Annotated in this window: 41 protein-coding genes and 1 tRNA gene; 38 read left to right on the forward strand and 4 right to left on the reverse strand. The window is 29.6% G+C overall.

Annotation, left to right across the window (positions count from 1 at the left end):
• Position 1: 1 nt before the first annotated feature.
• Complete coding sequence (locus tag JW646_RS18235) at positions 2–3,499, forward strand: FAD-dependent oxidoreductase (protein ID WP_228415905.1); 3,498 nt, start codon at positions 2–4, stop codon at positions 3,497–3,499.
• A gap of 71 nt (positions 3,500–3,570) precedes the next feature.
• Here JW646_RS18235 and JW646_RS18240 read toward each other — a convergent pair whose 3' ends face one another.
• The 4 genes from JW646_RS18240 to JW646_RS18255 all read right to left on the reverse strand — a co-directional run bounded on the left by JW646_RS18240 (position 3,571) and on the right by JW646_RS18255 (position 6,467).
• Positions 3,571–4,050: an ABC transporter substrate-binding protein gene (locus JW646_RS18240; RefSeq protein WP_228415906.1), complete on the reverse strand. Its 480-nt coding sequence runs from the start codon at positions 4,048–4,050 to the stop codon at positions 3,571–3,573.
• A 37-nt stretch (positions 4,051–4,087) separates the two neighbouring features.
• On the reverse strand, positions 4,088–5,602 hold the full coding sequence (locus JW646_RS18245; protein WP_228415907.1) for a recombinase family protein: 1,515 nt from the start codon (positions 5,600–5,602) through the stop codon (positions 4,088–4,090).
• A complete protein-coding gene (locus JW646_RS18250; protein WP_228415908.1) occupies positions 5,599–5,832 on the reverse strand; it encodes a helix-turn-helix domain-containing protein in 234 nt (77 codons plus the stop codon). The genes JW646_RS18245 and JW646_RS18250 overlap by 4 nt, the downstream gene beginning before the upstream one ends.
• A 293-nt stretch (positions 5,833–6,125) precedes the next feature.
• Positions 6,126–6,467, reverse strand: a complete 342-nt coding sequence (locus JW646_RS18255) for a helix-turn-helix domain-containing protein (RefSeq protein ID WP_228415909.1) — start codon at positions 6,465–6,467, stop codon at positions 6,126–6,128.
• Between the two features lie 188 nt (positions 6,468–6,655).
• Between JW646_RS18255 and JW646_RS18260 the strand changes: the two genes are divergently transcribed.
• From JW646_RS18260 to JW646_RS18440, 37 genes are all read left to right on the forward strand, one after another.
• Positions 6,656–6,910 carry a helix-turn-helix transcriptional regulator gene (locus JW646_RS18260; RefSeq protein WP_228415910.1) on the forward strand — a complete coding sequence of 85 codons (255 nt, stop codon included), beginning with the start codon at positions 6,656–6,658 and terminating at the stop codon, positions 6,908–6,910.
• Positions 6,911–6,964: 54 nt separating this feature from the next.
• Positions 6,965–7,162 (forward strand): hypothetical protein, encoded by a 198-nt coding sequence (locus tag JW646_RS18265; protein WP_228415911.1) that lies wholly within the window; start codon positions 6,965–6,967, stop codon positions 7,160–7,162.
• A gap of 78 nt (positions 7,163–7,240) precedes the next feature.
• Positions 7,241–7,429: a hypothetical protein gene (locus JW646_RS18270; protein WP_228415912.1), complete on the forward strand. Its 189-nt coding sequence runs from the start codon at positions 7,241–7,243 to the stop codon at positions 7,427–7,429.
• Positions 7,430–7,444: 15 nt separating this feature from the next.
• Positions 7,445–8,194, forward strand: a complete 750-nt coding sequence (locus tag JW646_RS18275; protein ID WP_228415913.1) for a Rha family transcriptional regulator — start codon at positions 7,445–7,447, stop codon at positions 8,192–8,194.
• Entirely contained in the window at positions 8,187–8,369 is a 183-nt protein-coding gene (locus tag JW646_RS18280; protein WP_228415914.1) for a hypothetical protein, read from the forward strand. Before JW646_RS18275 ends, JW646_RS18280 begins: the two co-directional genes overlap by 8 nt.
• Positions 8,362–8,628: a hypothetical protein gene (locus JW646_RS18285; protein ID WP_228415915.1), complete on the forward strand. Its 267-nt coding sequence runs from the start codon at positions 8,362–8,364 to the stop codon at positions 8,626–8,628. Before JW646_RS18280 ends, JW646_RS18285 begins: the two co-directional genes overlap by 8 nt.
• Position 8,629: 1 nt before the next feature.
• Complete coding sequence (locus JW646_RS18290) at positions 8,630–8,920, forward strand: hypothetical protein (protein ID WP_228415916.1); 291 nt, start codon at positions 8,630–8,632, stop codon at positions 8,918–8,920.
• Positions 8,921–9,010: 90 nt separating this feature from the next.
• A complete protein-coding gene (locus JW646_RS18295; RefSeq protein WP_228415917.1) occupies positions 9,011–9,319 on the forward strand; it encodes a hypothetical protein in 309 nt (102 codons plus the stop codon).
• A complete protein-coding gene (bet, locus tag JW646_RS18300; RefSeq protein ID WP_228415918.1) occupies positions 9,309–10,226 on the forward strand; it encodes a phage recombination protein Bet in 918 nt (305 codons plus the stop codon). Before JW646_RS18295 ends, bet begins: the two co-directional genes overlap by 11 nt.
• 42 nt (positions 10,227–10,268) lie before the next feature.
• Positions 10,269–10,586 (forward strand): phage replisome organizer N-terminal domain-containing protein, encoded by a 318-nt coding sequence (locus tag JW646_RS18305; protein WP_228415919.1) that lies wholly within the window; start codon positions 10,269–10,271, stop codon positions 10,584–10,586.
• 9 nt (positions 10,587–10,595) lie between these two features.
• Positions 10,596–11,486 (forward strand): phage replisome organizer N-terminal domain-containing protein, encoded by an 891-nt coding sequence (locus tag JW646_RS18310; RefSeq protein ID WP_228415920.1) that lies wholly within the window; start codon positions 10,596–10,598, stop codon positions 11,484–11,486.
• A gap of 44 nt (positions 11,487–11,530) precedes the next feature.
• Entirely contained in the window at positions 11,531–11,947 is a 417-nt protein-coding gene (locus JW646_RS18315) for a YopX family protein (protein WP_228415921.1), read from the forward strand.
• Between the two features lie 47 nt (positions 11,948–11,994).
• Positions 11,995–12,513, forward strand: coding sequence for a hypothetical protein (locus tag JW646_RS18320; protein WP_228415922.1), 519 nt, complete (start codon positions 11,995–11,997; stop codon positions 12,511–12,513).
• A gap of 53 nt (positions 12,514–12,566) precedes the next feature.
• Positions 12,567–13,307 (forward strand): sigma-70 family RNA polymerase sigma factor, encoded by a 741-nt coding sequence (locus JW646_RS18325; RefSeq protein ID WP_228415923.1) that lies wholly within the window; start codon positions 12,567–12,569, stop codon positions 13,305–13,307.
• 9 nt (positions 13,308–13,316) lie between these two features.
• Positions 13,317–13,490, forward strand: a complete 174-nt coding sequence (locus JW646_RS18330) for a hypothetical protein (protein WP_228415924.1) — start codon at positions 13,317–13,319, stop codon at positions 13,488–13,490.
• A 2-nt stretch (positions 13,491–13,492) separates the two neighbouring features.
• A complete protein-coding gene (locus JW646_RS18335) occupies positions 13,493–14,215 on the forward strand; it encodes a hypothetical protein (RefSeq protein ID WP_228415925.1) in 723 nt (240 codons plus the stop codon).
• 9 nt (positions 14,216–14,224) lie between these two features.
• Positions 14,225–14,374 (forward strand): hypothetical protein, encoded by a 150-nt coding sequence (locus tag JW646_RS18340; protein ID WP_228415926.1) that lies wholly within the window; start codon positions 14,225–14,227, stop codon positions 14,372–14,374.
• Complete coding sequence (locus JW646_RS18345) at positions 14,364–14,723, forward strand: VRR-NUC domain-containing protein (RefSeq protein ID WP_228415927.1); 360 nt, start codon at positions 14,364–14,366, stop codon at positions 14,721–14,723. The genes JW646_RS18340 and JW646_RS18345 overlap by 11 nt, the downstream gene beginning before the upstream one ends.
• A gap of 14 nt (positions 14,724–14,737) precedes the next feature.
• Positions 14,738–15,331, forward strand: coding sequence for an HNH endonuclease (locus JW646_RS18350; protein WP_228415928.1), 594 nt, complete (start codon positions 14,738–14,740; stop codon positions 15,329–15,331).
• 4 nt (positions 15,332–15,335) lie between these two features.
• A complete protein-coding gene (locus JW646_RS18355) occupies positions 15,336–15,590 on the forward strand; it encodes a hypothetical protein (RefSeq protein ID WP_228415929.1) in 255 nt (84 codons plus the stop codon).
• Between the two features lie 85 nt (positions 15,591–15,675).
• The gene (locus JW646_RS18360; RefSeq protein WP_228415930.1) at positions 15,676–16,104 is read left to right on the forward strand and encodes an HNH endonuclease signature motif containing protein; all 429 of its coding nucleotides are present in this window, start codon (positions 15,676–15,678) and stop codon (positions 16,102–16,104) included.
• Positions 16,105–16,206: 102 nt separating this feature from the next.
• Positions 16,207–17,187 carry a radical SAM protein gene (locus JW646_RS18365; protein ID WP_228415931.1) on the forward strand — a complete coding sequence of 327 codons (981 nt, stop codon included), beginning with the start codon at positions 16,207–16,209 and terminating at the stop codon, positions 17,185–17,187.
• Positions 17,188–17,273: 86 nt separating this feature from the next.
• Entirely contained in the window at positions 17,274–17,393 is a 120-nt protein-coding gene (locus JW646_RS18370; protein ID WP_228104868.1) for a Spo0E family sporulation regulatory protein-aspartic acid phosphatase, read from the forward strand.
• 13 nt (positions 17,394–17,406) lie between these two features.
• The gene (locus JW646_RS18375) at positions 17,407–17,655 is read left to right on the forward strand and encodes a hypothetical protein (protein WP_228415932.1); all 249 of its coding nucleotides are present in this window, start codon (positions 17,407–17,409) and stop codon (positions 17,653–17,655) included.
• A gap of 2 nt (positions 17,656–17,657) precedes the next feature.
• Positions 17,658–18,650: a nucleoid-associated protein gene (locus JW646_RS18380; protein ID WP_228415933.1), complete on the forward strand. Its 993-nt coding sequence runs from the start codon at positions 17,658–17,660 to the stop codon at positions 18,648–18,650.
• Positions 18,651–18,661: 11 nt separating this feature from the next.
• On the forward strand, positions 18,662–18,919 hold the full coding sequence (locus JW646_RS18385) for a hypothetical protein (protein ID WP_228415934.1): 258 nt from the start codon (positions 18,662–18,664) through the stop codon (positions 18,917–18,919).
• Between the two features lie 65 nt (positions 18,920–18,984).
• Positions 18,985–19,377: a hypothetical protein gene (locus JW646_RS18390; RefSeq protein WP_228415935.1), complete on the forward strand. Its 393-nt coding sequence runs from the start codon at positions 18,985–18,987 to the stop codon at positions 19,375–19,377.
• Positions 19,370–19,552: a hypothetical protein gene (locus JW646_RS18395; protein WP_228415936.1), complete on the forward strand. Its 183-nt coding sequence runs from the start codon at positions 19,370–19,372 to the stop codon at positions 19,550–19,552. Before JW646_RS18390 ends, JW646_RS18395 begins: the two co-directional genes overlap by 8 nt.
• A gap of 1 nt (position 19,553) precedes the next feature.
• A complete protein-coding gene (locus JW646_RS18400; RefSeq protein WP_228415937.1) occupies positions 19,554–19,829 on the forward strand; it encodes a MazG nucleotide pyrophosphohydrolase domain-containing protein in 276 nt (91 codons plus the stop codon).
• Between the two features lie 9 nt (positions 19,830–19,838).
• Positions 19,839–20,111: an ASCH/PUA domain-containing protein gene (locus tag JW646_RS18405; RefSeq protein WP_228415938.1), complete on the forward strand. Its 273-nt coding sequence runs from the start codon at positions 19,839–19,841 to the stop codon at positions 20,109–20,111.
• Positions 20,112–20,300, forward strand: coding sequence for a hypothetical protein (locus tag JW646_RS18410; RefSeq protein ID WP_228415939.1), 189 nt, complete (start codon positions 20,112–20,114; stop codon positions 20,298–20,300). It abuts the gene before it with no gap.
• A gap of 19 nt (positions 20,301–20,319) precedes the next feature.
• The gene (locus tag JW646_RS18415; RefSeq protein ID WP_228415940.1) at positions 20,320–20,814 is read left to right on the forward strand and encodes a hypothetical protein; all 495 of its coding nucleotides are present in this window, start codon (positions 20,320–20,322) and stop codon (positions 20,812–20,814) included.
• Entirely contained in the window at positions 20,814–21,131 is a 318-nt protein-coding gene (locus JW646_RS18420; protein WP_228415941.1) for a hypothetical protein, read from the forward strand. Before JW646_RS18415 ends, JW646_RS18420 begins: the two co-directional genes overlap by 1 nt.
• Positions 21,132–21,433: 302 nt before the next feature.
• Positions 21,434–21,503, forward strand: a tRNA-Tyr gene (locus JW646_RS18425).
• A 408-nt stretch (positions 21,504–21,911) separates the two neighbouring features.
• A complete protein-coding gene (locus JW646_RS18430; protein WP_228415942.1) occupies positions 21,912–22,616 on the forward strand; it encodes an NUMOD4 domain-containing protein in 705 nt (234 codons plus the stop codon).
• Entirely contained in the window at positions 22,606–23,037 is a 432-nt protein-coding gene (locus JW646_RS18435; RefSeq protein ID WP_228415943.1) for a hypothetical protein, read from the forward strand. The genes JW646_RS18430 and JW646_RS18435 overlap by 11 nt, the downstream gene beginning before the upstream one ends.
• A gap of 39 nt (positions 23,038–23,076) precedes the next feature.
• On the forward strand, positions 23,077–23,553 hold the full coding sequence (locus tag JW646_RS18440; protein ID WP_228415944.1) for a hypothetical protein: 477 nt from the start codon (positions 23,077–23,079) through the stop codon (positions 23,551–23,553).
• The last annotated feature ends 13 nt before the right edge of the window (positions 23,554–23,566 follow it).

Genomic DNA, 23,566 nt, shown 5'->3' on the forward strand with positions numbered 1-23,566 from the left:
TATGAATAAATTCAGATTAAATATAGACGGAAAAGAAGTATTTGGATTACCAGGTCAAACAATTCTTGAAGTTGCAAGAGAAAATGATGTTTTCATTCCTACTCTATGCTACGATGAAAGAACTAAAATATACGGTTCATGTGGTTTATGTGTAGTTGAAATAGAAGGAATGCCAAAAATGGTAAAGGCTTGTGCTACAGAAATATCACCTAATATGATAATAAAAACTAATACAAGCAGAGTTATAGAATCAAGAAAAACAAATTTAGAGTTATTACTATCTAATCACGTGGGAGACTGTAGACCTCCATGTGTTCTAGCATGTCCTGCAGGCACTGATTGCCAAGGATACGTGGGCTTAATAGCAAATGGAGAATATGATGCAGCTATTGAATTAATAAAAGATAAAATTCCACTACCAGCAGCTATTGGTAGAGTATGTCCTCATCCATGTGAAGAAAACTGTAGAAGAAAACTTGTGGAAGAACCAGTGTCTATAGCTTGGTTAAAAAGATTTGCTGCTGACAAAGATTTAGAAAGTGAAAATCCATTTATACCAGAAATAGCAGAAGAAACTGGTAAGAGCGTTGCCATCATAGGTGGTGGGCCAATGGGTCTATCTGCTGCTTATTTCTTAAGACAAATGGGTCATAGTGTAACTATAATTGAATCTATGCCTAAACTTGGTGGTATGCTTCGTTATGGTATACCAGAGTACAGACTTCCAAAGGCTGTATTAGATGAAGAAATAGCATTAATAGAAAGTATGGGTGTTAAAATGATACCTAATACTAAAGTTGGTGTTGATATACCATTTGAAACTATAAAAGCCGATTATGACGCTGTACTTCTTGGAATAGGTGCTTGGGTATCTACTGGTGTTAGATGCAAAGGTGAAGATAGTGAAGGTGTTATAGGTGGTATAGACTTCCTTAGAAAAGTTGTTAGAAATGAAGAAATTAAACTTGGTGAAAATGTAGCTATAGTTGGTGGTGGTAACACTGCAATGGATGCTTGTAGAACTGCTGTAAGACTAGGAGCTAAAAAAGTTTATAATATATATAGAAGAACTAAAAATGAAATGCCAGCTGACATGGTAGAAATAGTTGAAGCTGAAGAAGAAGGCGTAATCTTCAAAAACTTAACTAATCCTATAGAAGTTATTGCAGACGAGAATGGAAAAGTTAAACAAGTAGTACTTCAAGTTATGGAACTTGGTGAAGCTGATGCATCAGGCAGAAGAAAACCAGTGCCAGTAGAAGGAAAAACTGAAACTATAGATATAGATACTATGATACTAGCTATAGGTCAAGCAGTAGATGCTTCTAAATTTGAAGGTATGGACAAGACTAGAAAAAATGCTATAGCTTATGATAAAGATACATTTATGACATCACAGGAAGGTGTATTTGCTGGTGGGGACTGTGGTAATGACAAGATATCAATAGCTGTAGAAGCCATAGCAGATGCAAGAAAAGTATCAGAGTCTATAGATGCTTATTTAAACGGTGAAGTATTAAAATATGAAAAACCATTTGTTGTTGAAAGATTTGATATAACTGAAAAAACATTTGAAGATAGGGAAAGAATGTGTAGACCAGTTATGGACCAATTAGAAGCGGAAGAGAGAAAAGATAACTTTACTGAAGTAGTATTTGGATATGACGAAGAACAAGCAGTAAAAGAAGCTTCTAGATGTTTAGAGTGTGGTTGTCATGATTACTTTGAGTGTAAATTAGTAGATTACGCTAATGAATATGATGTTCATCCAGAGAGATTAGCTGGAGATAAAAATGTAATAGAATTTGAAGATGATCATCCATTTATAGTAAGAGATCCTAACAAATGTATACTTTGTGGACTTTGTGTAAGAGTTTGTGATGAAGTTATGGGTGTTGGAGCTTTAGGACTTGTTGATAGAGGATTTGATACTGTTGTTAAACCATCACTTGAAAAACCTTTAGCTGAGTCTGGATGTATGTCTTGTGGTCAATGTGTAAGTGTTTGTCCAACAGGAGCACTTCAAGAGAGACAAAGTGTAGTAAAAGAAGTTCCTCTTGCAACAGATGTTACTGATACAACATGTTCATTCTGTTCAGTAGGATGTTCTCTACATTTAGAATCATATGGAGATATGTTAATTAAATCTAATCCAGATAAAAATGGTCCTGTAAATAGAGGCCTTCTATGTGGTAAGGGTAAATGGGGATTTGATTGTTCAGTATTAGAAGGAAAATTAGCTAATCCACTTATAAAATGTGAAGATGGATTTAGAGAAGCTGATTATCATGAAGCTCTAATACTTACTGCTAAGAAAGCTGAGAGTATAGCAGCTAAATATGGCAAAGATGCTGTTGCAGTTGCCATATCAGACAGATTTACAAATGAAGAAGCTTATGTAATGAAAAAATTAGCAGAAACTATGGGAGCGAAAACACTTTGCTTCAATAATGTTGAAAGCGGATTAGAAAAAGTATTAGGATTAGATGCTTCACCTAATACAATGGATGAATTATTAGCTACAAATGTAATAGTTACTTTCGGATTTGTAATGGAAAATAATCCAGTTATTCAACTTAAGTTAAAACAAGCAGCTGAGCAAGGAGCAAAAGTATATGTTATAAATCCTAAAGGATATGAAGTAAATAACTTTGATTTTGCTACAAAAGTCGTATATGTAGAAAATGATTTAAGCGCTGTTAAAGAAATGGCCAAGGCACTAATAGAAATGGGTAAAGTTTCTTCAATGGATAACTTTGAACAATTCAAAGCTTCACTAGAGAATATTTCTGTAAGTGATGAAATAAAAGAAATAGCAAATGCTTATGCTACAGCTAAAAAAGCAATGCTTGTATTCCAACAAAATGTAGTTTCAGTAGAAGTAGCTACTATGATAGGAAATATTGCCCTACTTTCAGGACATATAGGATCACCTAGAGATGGTGTACTTCAAATAAAAGCTAAAAACAATTCTCAAGGATTGATTGATATGGGAATAAAAGCTGGACCAGAGGCTATGGAAGGTGTTAAAGGTCTTCTATGCTTTGGTGAAAACCCTGATGTTAATTTATCTGGTTTAGAATTCTTAATGGTTTTAGATACTCATATGACTGAAACTTGTGATATAGCTGATGTTATTATACCAGGTACTGGATCAGCTTCAGTAAATGGAACATTTACTAACACAGAAAGAAGAATACAAAGCGTAAATGCAGCAATAGATGAAAATGTAATATCTAATTATGAAGTTGCAGCTGAAATAGCCCATGTATACGAAGTAGACTTTAACTATAGAGATACTGCGGATATAAGTGTTGAAATGGAAGATGTTTTACCAAAATATAAATACGCAAAACTTGGGGAAATATACGGAAATGTATTATCTCCAGTTGATGCTAAATTTGTAGTGGTAGATGATGGTGAATTTGTAAATGTTCATAATTGTACAGATAATTTAATGAATATTATAAATGAAAGATTACCTAAACAAGTAAAATAATATGGATTATTCAATATAATAATGGAGCCACCCTTTAAGGGTGGCTCTTGTATTATAAAAATTAAATTAGACTATTTTACATTTTTAATAGCTTTTTCAGCATAAGTTGTAGTTACTACTGAGTCATATGGTACTTTATCGTTTAATTCTCCACCTTCGATCATAACATCCATTAATCTGTTTAAGCTGTCTTCTTTTAGAAGTGGATCTGATGACCATGCATCAATTTCTTTATACTTTTGTGCCACAACTATTAGATCTTCTAAAGAAGTGTCTTCAAAGAATGGTTGCATTGCTTTAGCAACTTCTTCATCAGAAGCTTGTTGGACCCATTTTTGACCTTTATATAAGGCATTAGTAAATCTTTGTATTAAATCTGAATTTTTATCCATATAGGATTTAGTAGCGCTGTAACAAGTAAAAGGTATTTCACCAGCATCCTTGCCAACAGATGCTACAATATATCCTGCACCTTCTTTTACTAGCTGAGTTGCTGTAGGTTCAAATGCAGTAGTATAATCAGCTTCACCAGCAGCAAATGCGCCGGCCATTACACCAAATTGTTTAGGTGTATGACTATCACAGTTATTATACCTTTAATTTTATTTCTATTTCAAATTTGGCAGTCCTTTTGCCTTTTTCTTTGTAATAAATAATTTCATCTATTACTGTTTTCAATAAAAAGTTTTTCAATTTCACATCATTAGTTCTATTATAGTTTTCTAGTACAGTTTTTAAATTAGGAACTAGATCATTATAATTAATATTTATAGTTTTTTCATTTTCTATTAACTCAATTGTATTTTTTATAGCTTTTTTATTTTCATCATTTTTCTTAGATAGTATTTGAGTTCTTTCAAGGTAAGTTTCTACATCATATACTCCTCTTTCTAAAAAGTCATGAAGGTTATTCTTTTGCTTATTTATTTCTAACGATTCTTTTTCCAAGAGTGATAAAGTATGTTTTAAATTATTTACCCTATCATTATTTTTATTTTCAACTGTATTAGATAATATTTGTTGTTCAAAATGTTCCAAAATATCTTTTAGATTTTCTAAAATTTTTTCTTCTAATAAATCAAGTCTTGTACCTCTGTTTTGGTTGCATGATTTACATCTTAGAAATTGAACATAACCATCTTTATAAGTGGCATAATTACAAGTCATAACTCGACCGCAGCAAGCACATTTGACAATAGAAGCTAAAGGATTAGTTAATTCTTTGTTGCTAGTTACACTTGTTGTACTTCTACTAGAAATTATTTCATTAGCTTTATTAAATACTTCTTCAGATATAATTGCTTCATGCTTACCTTTAGCATAAATTATTTTATCTTTATTTTTCTGTTTAACAGTCTTAGTTCCTCTTCTTTTGTAGTTGTTCCAAGATACATATCCTGCATATATTTCATTTTTTAATATTCTTCTTATAGTTTGTTCGGAAAAAGATATATTGTTATTTGTTTTGGCTCCTATACTATCTAGCCACACCTTTATTTTATAAGCACCATTGCCATTTAAATACATATCAAATATGTTTTTTACTATAACTGCTTTTTTTTCATCTATGACAAGAATTTTATTTCCTTCTTTTGTATATTCAAATTTATATCCAAAAGGAGCGGTTGAAGCTATGAATTTCCCTTCTTCAACTGATTTTTCGCGTCCTCTTTGCATTCTCTTAGTAATCATCTTTAATTCCCTGCGAGCAAAGAATGATTTAAATTCTGTCATTTCTTCATCTAGATCATTGTTCAGGTTATAGGTTTTGTCTGGTGTAATTATAAGTGTATTACTTTCTTTAAAAGTATCTAATATAAGTCCCTGGTCCTGCATACCTCCACGGCCAAGTCTATCAAGATCTATACATAATACTGCATCGTAATTATTATTTTTAACTTCTTCAAGTAACTCTAACATCTTAGGTCTTGAACTTATACTTCCTCCAGAAACAATTTCTTCTTTTACTTCAATAATATCTAGGTGCTGTTTTTTAGCTATAGCAAGAAGAGTACTTCTATGCCTTGCTAGAGTATCTGTATTTTCTTTTTTTTCTATTTCTTCATCTTGTCTACTCTTTCTTAAGTAGATACAGGTTTTCATGATAATTCCCCCTCAAATTCTACATAAATATCATTGTGTTTCTCTAAAAAGTATTTACATACTTCTAGTTCTTTCAATTGTAACGCTTTACTAATTTTTATTATTTCAATAAGAGTTACATTTACGAACTTGTCATTTTCTATTTTAGAAATATAAGCTTGAGTAACTCCTATCATTTCCGCTAATTCATTTTGCGTAATATGCATTTTTAGTCTTTTTCTTCTAATCACGTTTTCCCTTTTAAAAAAATTGTATTAATTTGTTGGAAAATATAACTGACAGTTATATTTTTTGCTTTATAATATAAATAGAAGTTGAATAGATTAAATGTTTGTATTTTTATATTGAATATAGAACATATATTCGCTAAAATATAAGTATAAATATAATTAGGGGGTATTGGGGTGGAAGAAGAAACGCTAGCAATAATGAAAGATTTAAAAAAACTTAAAGCAAATGACATAGAAGCTTACGAAGCAATAATTAAATTAGTACAAAAATTAAGAGAAATAGGTTAATTAACTTATTTCTCTTGTTTATTTTTGTTTAGTTTTTTTATCATTTGTTTTATAAACTCTTTATCTTCTACATCTAGTTTACTTATTTCTTTAGCTACAGCATAATCTTCATCATTTTCAATATCCATGTAAGTATTGTCTAATTTTAAATCTTCATTTCTACCTAATAAACTATCTGTAGTTACATTAAATATATCAGCTAATTTATCTAGTGTTTGAGTAGGAGGTATTCTATTATCATTCTCCCAGTTAGATACTGTTTGTTTTGATACTCCCATTAACTTAGCCAATTCAACTTGGTTTATTCCTAGTTTTTCTCTGTTTTCTCTTATATTATCACCCAACATTATTATCAACACCATCCTTATAAGTATTATACCTTAAAGTTGACCAATTTAAAATTATATGAAAAAAAGTATAAAAAAATGAATACTTTTTCAAAAAAAGTTCAAAATATAGTTGACAGTATTCTTAAAGTTGACTACTATTAAAGTATCAAAAGTATTCGGTAAGAATACTCAAGGAGGTGACATAATTGACACTAAGGAATAAATTAAAATCTTTAAGAGCAGAACATGATTTTAACCAACAAGATCTAGCAGATTATTTAGGCATTCAAAAAACAACTTATCACAACAAAGAGACTGGTAAGAATGACTTTACTGTAACTGAAGCAAAACAATTAGCAGAACTATTTAATTCAAGTATAGATGATATTTTTTTTGCTGATAGAGTCAACTTAAAGAATACTTATATAGTATGTCCGGTTCGAGAGGTTGAAAATAGCTAATTTATAGCTATAGGACAAAATATTTACAGCATAAATATAATTAGGGGTGATTGTATGAAGCAAATTTATAGGGAAGATGCAGTGTCTAAAGTAACCATTACATTTGCGACTAATCAAACAGAAGAGCAGCAGGATAAAGTATTAAAAGATTTTGCACAAGCGGCATATAACCTTTGCCTTTATGAGTATCAAAGGGGGTTAAAAAATACAAATGAAAATCAAGATAACGCTGAAACAACTAAAAGTACTTAGTGATATATTTCCAAACATGACACACGAAGAGTTGTTCAAATTGATAAACAAAAGATAAATGAAAAAGGGGAGTAAATAATGAAAAGCATGTTAGTAAAAATCAAATCAAACAGCACTAAAGAGGTAACTAGATACAAAACAGATAGAAATATCCATTCAGAGTTAAAACATCTTGAAGATATAGGTGTAAATGTACTAAGACTTAACTATTTTGATGAAACTCAAAGTTTTGGTAATTGTAAAAAGTTAATTATTATAGCTCAATAAGGGGAGGAAATAGGAATGAAAAGTGATTTATATAATAGCTACAAAGTTATGGAGAGTAATGAAGGACAAGCAGTTCAAACAATAAGCAGTAGAGAAGTTGCAGGCATGATGGAAGTTGAACACAAACACTTACTAGTAAAAATAGATGGATTTAATGAAATATTTGACGGTCGAAACATCGACCATAAAAAATATTGGATAGAAAGCAATTATGAAAATAGTAGAGGTAAAGTTTACAGATGCTTCGAGGTTACTAAACGTGGATGTGATTTTTTAGCTAATAAATCTATAGGTGAAAAGGGTGTTATATTTACAGACAAATATATGGATAGATTTTCAGAAATGGAACAACAAATTCAAAGTCCATTTTTAAATGCTTCAAAAGAATTACAAGCAATATTTATGATAGACAGAAAGCAACAAGTAATTGAAGGCAGGGTTGGAGCGATAGAAGAAAAGATGACTGTTGATTATGAACTAGCAGAAAACTTAAGAACAGCAGTAAATACAAGAGCAGTTCATTTATTAGAAGGTAAATATTCAGAAGCTTACAAGAAGTTAAGCAAGAAGTTATTTTCAGAACTTTATAGAGATATAAAAGGAGCATTCAAAGTAAATAGTTACAAAAATATATCTCTTAAAAATTATGACAAAGCACTTAATTATATAGAAAAATGGAAGCCTAGTTTAATGCTCCAATATGCAATTCAAGGCGCAAATGGACAAGTTAAATTAGACGAAATGGAGTGTGTTACTAATGGATAGAAATGAAGAAATGATAGAGCTAAAAAATAATATTTCAGTTGCTCAAGTTAGAGACCTATTAGAAGTTACACAAACAATAGGAAAGGCATTAACAGAAGATGAATTTTTACAGGTTATGAGTTTTTATGGAAACGTTGCAAATAGATTATTAAAGGAAGGTGTCACAAATGAGTAATCAAATAGACTTTTGGAAAGACGATAGAGAAACATTATTCAAAAGAGCAATAGAAAATATAAAAGATGTATCTGATATGCATTCATATAAAGAAGGTTCTCTAGTAGAAATAGGAAGTGGATTTACAGACGGTGACTTTGTTATGACTGATATAGATAACAACTACATATCAATTTATCAAAACTATAGAGAGGTTTTAAAGATTGATATAAGCAGCAATGTATTAGTTATGATAAATGAAATTCTTAAGGAGGTTTAACATGGAATGGTCAAATCAAGATTTCATAATAGAAAAGATGCAAAACAAAATAAACAATCTTAGAAATGCAGCATATATAGCAGAAAAAGGTAAGGATGTAATGCTACAAAGAGACAAAGAAGAAATAGAAAAATATACAGAATTCAAAGTTAGATTAGAAGATTATACTAAGCAAGCGGATTTTCTAGAAGAAATATTACTAGATATTAATTGCGCAAAAGAAGAAGAAATAAAGCAATTTGAAGAAGCAGAACAAGATCTAAGAGAAAAAAGATATGAAGCCTATATATAGAAAAGGACCTACTGCAATAGGCCCAATTCAAATAGAGTTAAACAAAATATTATTTATTATATTATACCAAAGAAGGTGTGATTTTAGAATATGAAAATGCGAGATTTATTTAGCGGTTGCAATAGAGCATTCAGACAGCAAGAAGGAACTTTTGAAAATAGATTGTTATATGCACAATTATCAAGTCAATATGACTGCAATGCAGATAGCAAATGGGGATATATTGACGGAGCTAAACAATGTTTGGATAGCTATAAACCAATAGAAGAACTAGAAGCTTATATAGACTTATATGAATCAAATGAAAATAACAATACAGAGTATGATAAGGCTTTTATATTAGCTTATCGTGACTATATAAAACAAGAGAAAAAGGAGAGTGCAACTAATGAACAATAATGCATTACAACTAGCAAGTTATACATTAGAAGGTGGACAGGTTCTTACAGCTGATACAGTTAGAAACTATTTAGTTAATGGTGGAGGAAATGTATCAGACCAAGAGGTTTTAATGTTTGTAGAGTTGTGCAAAGCTAAAGGAATGAATCCTTTTGAAAGAGATGCTTATTTAATTAAATATAAAAGTAAAAATCCACAATTTGATACACCAGCAACAATAATAGTAGGCAAAGACTTTTTTATTAAAAAGGCAAATGAAAATCCAGCATTTGAGGGAATGAAAGCCGGAATAGTTGTTGTAGACAAAGAAAATCAAATACACGAAAGAGAGGGTTCTCTTAAACTACCAGGTGAAACAATTGTCGGTGGATGGTGTGAAGTATATAGAAGTGATAGAAAAGTTCCTACAAAAGCAATAGTTGCTTATGAGGAATATGTTCAAAAGAAAGGCAATGGGGAAGTGAATAGTATGTGGACCAGTAAACCAGGAACTATGATTCGTAAAGTGGCACAGTCACAAGCATTAAGAGAAGCTTTTCCAAATGAGCTTAGAGGATTATATCAGCAAGAGGAAATGGGCATAGACGGAAAATTGCCACAGAAACCTATAGAACCAGGAATGGCATCAGCAGAACAAAAAAATAAAATTATGGCTATGGCAAAACAAAAAGGACTGTTTGATTTTAGTGATATGAAAAATACAAAAGAACTTGAATACTTCTGTACTTCGAACGGATATGACTTGAAAAATCTTAAGTTTGAAGAAGCGGAAGAAGTATTACAGCTATTAATAGAATATGATCCCAAAGTAAACACAAATATTGAAGATGAAGTGCAAGATGTAGAATTTACAGAAGTTAAAGAGAATACAGAAGAAAATATAGAAGGACAAGTTAGTTTATTATAGGAGGGATTAATTTCCCTCTTATATGAAGGAAAGGTGATGTAAATGAATACGAATGATAAGTATTATTTAAAACTTGAAGAAGATTTTTTTAATAAAGAAGCAATATTAATTTTAGAAAAGCGAAGTAATGGCTTTTTATATACAGATATATTAATTAAATTATATTTGAAAAGTATAAAAGACAATGGAAGATTATTTTATAAAAATATAAGACCATACGATACAAATGAATTAGCAGCTATAACTAGACATAAAGAAGAAGTTGTAAATGAAGCTTTAAATATTTTTATAAAGTTAGATTTAATTGAAGTTTCAGATGATGGAGCTATAGTTATGAAGGCGATGACAAAATTAAAGTAGGTGATACAAATGAGTAAAAATAAAAAATATTACTGGCTTAAACTAAAAGAGGATTTCTTTGAAGAAGATACTATAAACTGGATTGAAGAACAAGAAAACGGAAAAGATTATTGCTTATTCTATTTAAAACTTTGCTTAAAGTCACTAAAAACAAATGGCACGTTAATAAGAAATGTAGGAACAATGTTAGTTCCATACGATGCCAAACAACTCGGAAAAATTACAAATACAGATATTGACACTGTTAGAGTAGCTATGGAATTATTTAAAAAAATTGGTTTGGTAGAAGTTTTAGAAAACGGTGAAATTTACCTTACTCAATTGGAAAATATGGTAGGAAGCGAAACTTCAAAAGCACAATTAATGAGAAAAAAACGAGCTAAAGACAAGGATTTACCTAATTCTAATAATGACGGTAACAATGTTACCAATATGTTACCGAGCAGTTACCAAGGTGAGGAAAATTGTTACACAGAGATAGAGACAGAGCAAGAGAAAGAGACAGAACAAGATATAGATTTAGAGCAAGAGTTAGAGAAAGAACTAGAGCAACAACAAGATATAGAAAGAAAAGATGTTGTTGGTTTGGTTAGTGTATATTTTCCTTATTTAAATGAAAAAGATTTAAACACAATAGTAAATGAATTTTTAAAAACTAATAAGGATTTGTATTACTTATCAGAAAAATTAATTTTAACAACTGATGCTAAAAACATAGAAAATAAAGTTGGTTATCTTTTAAAAGCAATTAAGGAAGATTATCAAATAAGATATGCGACTTCATTAGAAAATTTAGTGGCAGTATGGGAACAGGAACTCCTAGAAAAGCCAAATAACCCTATCGTTTCCGATAAGGTTAAGTACTATAGATCCAAATGTCAAGAAAGTGTGAGTCGTTAATAGTATTATGTGTAGTTTAAAATAAATTATTCCAGGAGGTTATTATGAGAGAAATTAAGTTTAGGGGATATGCTAAAGAAGAATTAACCAGTTCTCAATGGCTAACTAATGGATTTGGAGTAGATAAAGTCAAATATGTAGATGGTACAAGTTCAGTATTCTTACTTACTCCTTATGGTGAATATGTAGTAGAAGAATCATCTGTAGGTCAATATACAGGATTGAAAGATAAGAACGGCAAGGAAATATATGAAGGGGACATAGTTCAAACTTGCGAAAATTTTAAACAACTTGTAGTGTGGCATAATAATGGATTTAAACTTAAATTCACATATAAAAGATTATACCAAGGTGAGCCCTATACAGAAACTAGATATCTAGAAATAGGCGATACATCTAGTGGAAGATGGGGAGATGAAGTTATAGGAAACATTTACGAAAATCCAGATTTATTAAAATAAATTATTCCAGGGGATTTTTCTCCTGGATCATAAGAGGGGAGATTATTATGAGTGGTAAAACTAGGCAATTAGTCAGAATGTCAAATCTTTTAGAGAAATCAAAGCACGTCAATATAGAAGCAATAGAAGATCCAACACTTATAAATTATCTTAGATTAGCAGAATGCATATTAGATACAAATAGTAATCACAAAATGAGTTACTATCTCACAGATTTAGAAAATAGCGAAGAAGCAGACAAGGCAATGCAGCGAATAGATGAAGATAGAGAAAAAGGTATATTAACGGAATCACAGATGATAAAAGTTAATGAAGTTAATAACAAATATGATGATATAGTACGTAAAAAGATTGAACAATATAAAAATAAGCATAACAATCAAAATTTAAATTTACATCCAATTAAAGTTGTAAATAAATATGCAGATACAGAAGAAATCTTTCCATGTATTAAAGCGTTCTGTGAAGAACATGGATATAAAGCGCAAAACATAGTAAATCAATTCAGATATTATAATTCTAACGAAATACAGTATAAAGGCTTAACTATAGAACGTTTGAAATAGGATTATGAATTCGTATTCTTATTTGAAAATCAAATGATAAGGGGTGGATATCAATGAAGGATAAAAGTATAAATGAACTATTCAAAATGTCACAAGAAGGCAATAAACAAGCAAGGGACTATCTTGTTGAAATGAATATGAAGCTAGTTTATAAGATAGCTAATAGTTATAAAAATTCCGATAAATTAGATTTTGATACTGCAGTTCAAGAAGGTAGTATTGGATTGATAAAAGCTATAGATAAATTTGAAGTAGATAGGGGATTGCAGTTTTCAACATATGCAGTATGGAGAATAAGAGGTGAAATGCAAAGATTTATGAGGGACTTAAAAGAAGATAGACCTTATAGACCTAAAAGAAGTGACTTTGAAACATATAGAAAGATATTTCAAGCTAGAAATAGATTATCTCAAGAATTTCATGGAGAACCAACTAATCGTGAGGTGGCTATATATTTGGGTATGGAGCAGTTGGAAGTTGAAAGAGTTATAGGAGTAATGGAAAACCGAACTAGTATATACAGCACTAAGTACTATAACAAAGATGGAAAAGATGACATATTAATATATGAATCAATAGAGGACCAAGACAACATATCAGAAGAACAACTCATAAACAAAATGATTATAAGAGAAGCAATGAAAAAGTTAGATGAAAAGCAAAAGAAAATAATAGAACTTAGATATATAAATGATCTAACTCAAGTACAAGTAGGAAAGATATTAAATGTTACTCAAGTTCATGTATCAAGAATAGAAAGGAAAGCCTTAAAGCTATTAAAAGAAGCGATATAGGAGGAATTTATGAAGAAGATATTAGGAGGGAAAGAACATAGCTGCATTAACTGCGGAGGAACTATGATATATATCCATATATCTAGAATTGGAGTAGTAAGCCAGTGTCGAGAATGTGGCAATTGTGTATCTGGAAGAGTTAAAGAAGAAGTAAAAATATATAGTTATGAGGAGAAGAGATAAATATGAGTAATTTAGAAAATAACATAAAAGATTGTATAGCTAATGAACTTGAAAAAGGTGTAATAGAAAAAGTAATAGCACAGCAGTTAGAAAAGTGTATTGAAAAATCAATAAGTGATATGTTTAGCTGGGGTGGTGATGTTAAAAAAGTTGTGGAGGAAAAAATTAAATCAGTAATGGTTCCTTACTTAGAGAGTTACGACTATTCTAAATACATAACAAAACTTGATAGTGTATTAGTTGATGTATTGAAAAATACAGCATTAGATAATAAGAGACTTTTAGAAAATTTTAAAAATTTAATGACGAGTGAAGATATTCCTAAAGTAATTAAATTAACTGATATATTTGATAAATGGAATGAATACTGCAAAAAAGAAATCGATAAAAATGATATTGAAATGGACTATGATGGTGGATATATAAACACTAGATTTACTGTAGAAGATGTTAGTAATGATTGGAGTATTTATAAAACATATATGGTTGTATTTGAGTGTGAAGAAGATGAAGATATAAAGCTTGAATTTAGTATTCAAGCATACGAACCGAAAGAAGATACTGGATTCACTAGTAATTATAAAAATGTTGGGGATTTAAGAAACTTAAGACATTTAAATGACTTTGAGATCCTAATGATGAGGATAAGCAAAGGTTACAAAAATATAATTGTAGATAGCTTTGAAGAAAGCGAAGAAGTATTTGTTGAAAATGATGAATGTTAGGGGGAACAAATGAAAAGAACTAAGAAAGATAACAAAGAGATTCTTAATGTGGTAGGGATAGCAAAAGAATATGTAAATGCTGGATATAAACCTGGACAAGCTATAGATATGGCCAAAGAAGATTTAAGAAAACAGGAGATTGAGAAGTATGAAAAGTAGAGAAGCACAGGAGCAAGCTGTAGTCATAAGTTGGTGTAAAATGCAAGAAAACATATATCCAGCACTTAAAAATATATACGCAATTCCAAATGGAGGATACAGAAATAAGATAGAAGCAAAAAATTTGAAACTACAAGGTGTTAAATCTGGGGTCCCGGATCTACATCTAGCTTATCCAAATAGTTTTTACCATGGATTATATATAGAAATGAAGTGGGGTAAGAATAAACCTACCGAAAACCAAGAAGATTGGATTAAAAGATTATCGGCAGTAGGTTATAAATGTGAAGTTTGTTGGAGTAGTGAAGAAGGAATCGAAGTCATAAAACAATATTTAGGCATTAAATAAAAAGAGGTGGCTATATGAGAGAAATATGGAAAAATGTAATAGGATATGAAGGATTGTATAAAATTAGTAATTTAGGCAGAGTGAGAAGCTTTTTGAATAATGGTGGGAATATAGTTCAAGAAGGTAAGCACAAAGCTATATTTCAAGACAAAAACGGATATATTTGTGTAAGAATTTCTAAAGATAAAAAAGCTAAAAATCAGTTTGTCCATAGATTAGTAGCAGAAGCTTTTATACCTAATCCTCAAAATAAACATCAAGTGAATCATATTGATGGAGATAAAACAAATAATAATGTATCAAATTTAGAGTGGTCAACACCAGAAGAAAATATACAACATGCTTATAAAAATGGCCTTAATATTCCTCTTAGAGGTGAAATTAATCCTAGATCACAAAAGGTTAAGTGTATAAATACCGGAATAATATATTCATCTATAAAAGAAGCACAAAGAAAAACAGGAGTATACCAAGCGAGTATTGGAAAATGTTGCAAAGGTGAAAGAAATTATGCTGGCAAGCATCCAACAACAGGAGAGAAGTTAATATGGGAATATTATAAACCAAATGAACAAGTTATAAAAAATTACTTAGGGATAAGGGGATGATATTTTGAAAAATACACTAGCAGATTTGAATAATCACTTATTTGAACAAATGGAAAGACTTAACGATGAAAGCATAGTTGGAGGAAACCTAAAAGAAGAAATAGACAGAGCTAATGCAATGGCCAAAGTAGCAAGTCAAATTATAAATAATGGTAATTTAGTTTTAAAAATAAAAGTAATGCAAGATGAAAGAGCCATAGAAGAAGAAGAAATACCACCAATGCTAGGTTCTAGTAAGGAGTCTCCCAAAAGAAAGTAAAAAAGCACATAGATGGACAAAAGAAGAAGAAAAATACTTAATATCAATTATAGAAGGAAGGCACTACAAAGATATAATCGAGTTAATGAAAAATAAATTTGGTAATGAATATAGAAAGGAACAGTTAAGACAGAAGGCAAGAAAATTAAGAGTAAGTACTAGATTAAATGGTGGTTTTAAAAAGGGACATTCAATAAACGCATTAGATATTGGAAGTGAATCTATAGGTAAAAAAGGCTTTGTAATGGTAAAAATAGCAGAGCCAAATATATGGGAATACAAACATAAAATGATATGGGAAAAAGTAAATGGTAAAGTACCAGAAGGATACTGTTTATTATTTGCAGATAAAGATAAATCAAATGTATCTTTGGATAACTTGTTATTAGTCAGCAAAAGAGAACGATTCATAATGAACAAATATAGTCTGATTCATGATAATAAAGACTTTACAGTTACAGGACTTAATATTGCAAGGCTTATGTTAAAAATAAGCGAAGTTAAGAAAAGGTGATTAAATGAAAATATTAATCTACACAGTAATAGCAGTATTGATATTAGATATATTGATTGTGTTAGCAAGAATTAGAGCGGCAAATAAAAAGTAGGTGAGAATGTGGCGATAGGATTAATTGATGTAGATAGTAAAATACCTAATTTAGTATTAATGAAAATATCTAATTATTATAAATGCTTAGGCGAGGAAGTTGAGTTTGTACAAGAAAGTAAAGAATATGAAAAAATATATGCAAGTACGATATTCACTAGATCTAAAGATAAAGTTGAAAAACTTATAGAAAAATATGGAGACAAAATTGAAATAGGTGGTACTGGATGGGATATAAAAAAAGAATTACCTATAGGAATAGAAAAAACTAAACCAGATTATGACTTGTATTCAGCGCAAGAGATAGCAGCAAGAATGAAAGGCATAATGACAAAAGAAAAGAAACTTAAAAAAGCAACAGAAATAGTTAATGCAGGTATGGGATTTACATCGAGAGGTTGTGTAAGGAATTGTGGATTTTGTTTTGTTCCAACTAAAGAGGGCAAGTTTCACGATGTAGCAGAAATTAAAGATATTATAAATCCTAAAAGCAATGTAATGATTTTACATGACAATAATTTTACAGCGGATCCATATTGTGTGGACAAGCTAAAAGAAATAAAAAAACGTAAATTGATAGTAGACATCAACCAAGGTTGTGATGTTAGATTAATGAATGATGAAAAAGCTTATTGGCTAGGACAAGTAAGGCATCTTAGAAGTGTTCATTATGCATGGGACTTAATGGACTATGAGGATAAAGTATTAGAAGGTATAGAAATACTATCGAAATATGTTAAGAAGTATAAACATATGTGTTTCATGCTAGTTGGATTTAATACAACTTTTGAAGAAGATATGTATAGATTTAGAAAATTAACAGAAATGAAAGTAGATCCATTTGTAATGATATATAACCAAAAAAATGATGTAAGATTAAAACATTTTGCTAGATGGGTAAACGGAAGAATATATAAAAAGTGCAAATTTGAAGAATATGGACCGTGGATAAAAGCACAGGTTACATATAACCAACTTAGTTTTATATAACAATAGAATAGAGGATTAAACTGTTATAGTCTTAATTCTCTATTCTCAAATAAGAATCAATTAATAATAAAAATAGAGGTGATTAATTGTTAGAGGAGTTAAAAGAAATACTTAGCAACTTATATGCACAGTATGGCTTAACAGACGACACTCTAAGATTAAGCCAAGTACTAGATAAACTTATATATCAAGAAATGAAATATTAGGAGGGAATAACAAATGAAAGAATTTCAAGGAACTGGAAGTATTGTAATAGATTTTGGGTTTTCTATTGAAGCAAATAGTTTAGAAGAAGCAAAAGAAAAAATTATAGAGGCAGAAGGATTAGACATAAACATTGTAGATGATGAAGGGAATAAAATAGTTAATGATTTCGATGTAAATGATTGGTATATAGTAGATAAAGCACAGCAAGGAAATATACAACAATCTGGAATTAACGATTTTGATATTTGGGAGGAAAAATAGTAATGATAATAAACAAATATATAGTTCATGTTTTAGATAGAAATAGTGAGAATCCAATCTTAAATGATTTTGAAGGAAAGGTTAGTTTAGAAATAGGTAATTTCTTTCAAAAGACAATCAAGGGAATAATAAAAGATACAGATCTAAGAAAAGCAGTATTCAATAATTATGAGGAAAACATAGTAAGACAATGTAGTAAGCAAATAATCTACGATGAAAAAAGTTTCATACTAAATTCAAAAGAAATAGCAAGTTACTTATTTGAAGCAATGAAAAATAATGATGAAATAACATCTTGTGATTTAGCAATAGTAATGTACACAAATAAAGACCAAAGAGGGGTTGCGATAATCAAATTAGACTATAAAGGCTTGATACATCATGATATTGCATTAGTGGATGATAAGTTCAATGTTAGCATAAACAAGAATGAATCAGCTTTAAGTAACTCAAAACCAAAACAAGCAGCACTTATAGAAGCACATGGACTTAATGATGAATATCAACTAAGGGTACTGGACAAGCAGTATGAAAATATGGGTGTAGAATCTAAATTTATTAAGAAATTTCTAGATGTAGAAAAAATAGTAGATGATAGCTATAAAACAAAAGAGTTTATCAAAGTTACTAATAAAGTGCTTGAGGTATGCTGTGGAAATGAACCTAAAAAGTTAGAAGATATAAAATCTCTAATGAATTATATGTTAAAAGAAAATAGTGTATTTGATATGGATAGATTTACAGGAAATGCAGATGAAGATACAAGTAAATTATTAAAAGAATATCTGGAAGAAAAAGAATTATATAAAGATTTCAATATAGATAAAAAAGTAGTTGAAAAGGCACTTAAAAACAGAACTGTTAAAACTGATAGTGGATTTAAAATAAGTGGAGATTTAGTATATTTTGAAGATCCTATGAAATACAGCCTAAGACAAAATGAAGATGGAACGTGCGATATAGTAATTAAAAATATTAGTTTTTATGAAGGATAAGAGGTGGGAAAATGGCAGTAGATGATTATACAACAGTAGATAAGGTTGAAATAGATGAACTTATAGAATTGACAGTAAAAGGAGAATATTTTATGCAATGTACTCCTATTGAACATTACACTATTGAGGGGCTAAAAGAAATATCAGAAAAAGCTAAGAAAAATAATTTGGTTATGACTATTTCAGAAGAACATAGTAACTTTTATCAAGGTGTTTTAATATGTTTGATCCAGAGAAATGATGTAAAAGGATGTATTGAATATATCTAAAGAATAGCTGAATAGGGGTTAGTACTTGAATATTAACTCCTATTCTAAAATAGGGAGATGATTGTATGTTATTCAATAGAGCTTATATAAATGAGTTAAAATCAGAAAACGAAAAACTTAAAAGACAAAAAGAAGAATATGCATATGAAATGATAAAGTCTATGGATTCAAGAGATTCTTATAAAAAGGCAAATATAAAATTGATAAATGACATTGGGAATTTAAAAAAAGATATAGAGAGTAAAGAAAATAGTGTATGCAATTTGTTAGAAGCAAATAAGGAGCTTAGTTTATCTAATAATTACTTAGAGAATAAAATAAAACTGCTAGAGCAAGTTATAAAGCAGCATGAAGAGAATGAATGTGAGTTAAATACTGAACTTTGTAAGTATAAAGGAATAGTTGATAAGATAGATAATTGCACTAGGATGGTTGAAGGGAGAGGAATAAATGAATAATATAAGTTGCAAACTAGTCAAAGACCCAAAAGAGAAAGTTACGACTGATAATATAAATGAAGAAATGGCGAAATACTGCAAAGAACATAGTGTAACTTGCAATGATTTGTGTGGAATTTGTGCAACTGAATATATATTAAAAAACTACGATGTAACAAGAAAGGATAATAAATAAAATGGAATATACAGATTATAGACAAGCAGTAGAACACAATAAGGACTTATGCAGTACAATAGCCATGGAAGAGAATGCAGAACTTATACAAGCTATTTCAAAGGCTAAGAGAGGTAAACTTGATAAAGATAATCTAGCAGAAGAAATAGCAGATGTATTGATTTGCATAGATTGGATTCAAGAAATATACGGAATAAGTCCAGCAGAGGTATATAGTTGGATAGATAGAAAAAAAGAAAGAATAGTTGCAAGATTAAATACTGGAATATTTAAGTAGGAGGAATATATGAGAATACATGAACTAAAGATATTACCTAAGTATTTTGAAAGAGTAGTTAATCGTGAGAAAACTTTTGAAATAAGAAAAAATGATAGAGATTTTCAAACTGGTGATGAAATAGAGCTGAAAGAATTTGATAATATAAGAAATGAATTTAGTGGTAGATGTGTATTTGGAAGGATAAGTTATATACTCAATAGTGGAGAATATGGGCTAAAACAAGGATATTGTGTGTTTTCTTTTAAAATAAATAAAGTAGCTATGGAGGAATTGAAATAAATGAGGAAAGTTAAAGAAGGTAATGTTATATTTTTAATACCAAAACAACCAGATACAATGGATTTAAGATGTAGTTGTTGTGGGATAGTTAAAAATGAACTTGATATAGATGTTTTAGAAGGGATTTATAGATGTGAATGTGGCTCAAGTAGTTTTATTCCACAAATTGAGATAGAAGAAATGATGTAGAAAACTGGAGGGAATATACATGACTAAAGAGGAATTTGATAAGTTGTATAAAAGTACAGAAGGGAAATTGTTTGGATATAAATACCTAGAAGGAAAGATAGAAAACAAGAATATAGAGATATTAAAAGAAAAGAATGAGTTCTTTGGATGTACTGGGATAAGATATGATGGTATAAAAACAAGTAAAACCTATAATGTACCTAAAAGTATTGAATTAGAACTTATAACAAAAGAGAAAAAAATAAATAAATTAGAGTATGAAAAAAATGATCTAGAATATGAAAAAAGAGAAATTGAAATAGCGATTAACAATTTCAATATGCAACAGAAAGAATTATTTGAAATATTGTATATGAGCAAAAGAGTTAGAGTGAGTAGAAGAGAAATAACATCAAAAATGCATATAAGTAAGACTACATATTATGAGTTAAGAAAATCACTTGTGGTAAGTGCTATTAATAGTATGCATCCTCAAATACTGATAGATGAAATATATACTAAGATGGTGAATTAATGATAGATTTAGAAACAGGTTGCTGCATATATGCTACATTACTTATGCTTATATGGATAATACAATTCTTTCAAAATGGAAGTGAAAAAACTAAATGGAAATACGAAATTGGAGATGAAGTTATAATATATAACAATGGTAAATACTTTGGATGTAAAGTATTAGAAAAAAGATATTATACAAAAGGGAAAGTAAAAAATAAGCCATGTTATAAATTAAAAATATTCAGCAAATGCATAGATATAATGACAGTGAATGAAGATGAAATATTGTGCACTTCAAATGAATATGGAAGATTTCCAAGATATGATAAATAGAGGGACACTTTTAGGACAAAGTACGGACAAAGTACGGAAAAAATATGTAAAATCGATGCTAAACTATTAATATAGAATAGTTTCATAATTTTTCACTGTCAAAGAAATGACTTAAATTCTCATACAAATTTAAGTTTCTGGAGGAAGGTACGGTAAAGCCTTCCTCAATATGTTGGCATTGGATTATAAGGGATTAAATCATATCGAAGGCCAAGAATGATATTAAAAACTTATACTGTGGTTCGAATCCATGGGCTGACCAATACGTATTAGACTGGATGATAACAGTATAAAATTAATCAAGCCATATAATTTAAACGGCAAAATTATGGACGTAATCCGTAGATGTAGGTTCGAATCCTGCTATGGCTTCAATAGAAGGAAAACTAATAAACCCAACATAAAAGTTGTAATAATAAATTAATCGTAGGGTAATGCGATTAACATTTACTTAAAAATAGTAGTAGTAACAAATAGTTTAATTATTTCAATAAACACTATATATTGTATAGACCTAATGACTTTTAAAAAGCCTAGTTCTAACATAACTAGGCTTTATTTGTGAAGGTGAGGGTATCTTTAATTGTTAGTTCAAATCTAACGACCTTCTTATATGTAATTTCTCAAAATATTCCCCTAAATTTAAGGAGTGTCTTAATAGATGCTCCTATTTTATTTTGTGAAATAAGCACTTACAGAAATGTAGGTGCTTTTATTATATAAAGAGTTTGCTGGATAATTACCAGCCCTCTTATTCTAAAAAGAATAGGAGTTGATCTAATGCAAGAAGTTTGGAAAGATATCGATGGTTATGAAGGTAAATATCAAGTTAGTAATTTAGGAAGAGTTAAGAGTTTGAATTATAACAGAACAGGCGAAGAGAAGTTATTAAAACCACTAGAAAATAAATGTGGTTATGTGAGAGTAGTGCTTTATAAAGACAGACGAGCTAAAAATTATCTAATTCATAGATTAGTAGCAGAGACTTTTATACCAAATCCAAACAATTATCCTATTATAAACCATAAAGATGAAAATAAACAAAACAATAAAGTTAAAAATCTTGAATGGTGTACTTATGAGTATAACAATACTTATGGATCAACAATAGAAAGGGCAGTAGAAAAAAGAAAAGGATATAAGCACACAGATGAAATTAGAAGGAAAATAAGCGAAAGTAATAAAGGCAAGAAATACTCTGAAGAAACCATAAATAAAATGAGAAAATCAAAATTAGGTCCCAATAATCCTATGTATGGTATGACAGGTAATAAAAATCCTATGTATGGTAGAAGAGGTAGTAAAAACCCAAACGCCATAAAAGTTATATGCATAACAACAGGTGAAATATTTAATTCAATTAAAGAAACAGAAATGAAGTTAAAAATATGTCATATAGTTGATTGTTGTAGAGGAAAAAGAAATTATGCAGGCAAACATCCGGTTACAGGTGAAAAATTAGTTTGGAGGTATTATGATGAGTAGGAGATGGATAGATGCAAATATAATAGCTAATGTAACAGAAGTACCGGAAGAGTTAAAAGATTTAGCATCTCTAATGAAATCTGTACCTAACTTTAACAAGGTAGATGGTGCAAAGAAAGTATATTCAAGAAAAGAATATATTATATTGGCAGTTAAGAATGGATATATAGTTTATAATACTTTAAAACCTTTTGAAAAATCTCATACGCATATTCGTTCATTCAATATGTCAAAGACTATTATAGAAAACTGTATTAACAAAAGAACACCTAAAACAAATAACTTATATTTACTAGAAAGTCATATAAGAATATCTACAGATAAAAAATATATAAAACTAGTAGAGGAATTGATTGAAGCTAAGAAAAGTAAAGATAAATTGAAATATAGAAATAAAAATATAAATAGCAAGAAGAAATAAGCATACAATTAATATATAATCATAGTAAGGGGTGATTGTATGAAGGAAATAAAAAATAAAGCTTATATTGAGTGTCCGAAGTGCGGGCAACAAGCCCTTATAACAACTACATCAAGTGGGTTGATAGGGTTAGGAGTAATAACATTATTAGCAGGAGGGTGTTTGATATGGATACCTGTTCTAGGATGGGTATGTGCACCAGTTGCATTTATACTAGGGTTTGCATTTATAGTATTCGGAATAATTAGTGCAATTATAGGCGGTGCTAAAATAGAATGCGAACACTGTAAAAGTAAATATAAATTAACTAAATCAGAGTATAAAAGTTTTATGAGAAATGGAGAACCTTCATTCGTAGAACAAGCTAAAGAAAGCTGGAATGAAAGTAAAAATTCAAATGCTCATATATTTATAAATAAAATAGAAAAGTTAGAAAATAAGATAGAAAATACAACAGATGAAAAGAAAATAGCTAAAATGCAAAAAGAAATAAAAAGATTAGAAAAACATATTTAGGACTCTATAATAG

Origin of the sequence: Terrisporobacter hibernicus, from assembly GCF_020809405.1 — a bacterium.
GTDB lineage: Bacteria > Bacillota > Clostridia > Peptostreptococcales > Peptostreptococcaceae > Terrisporobacter > Terrisporobacter petrolearius.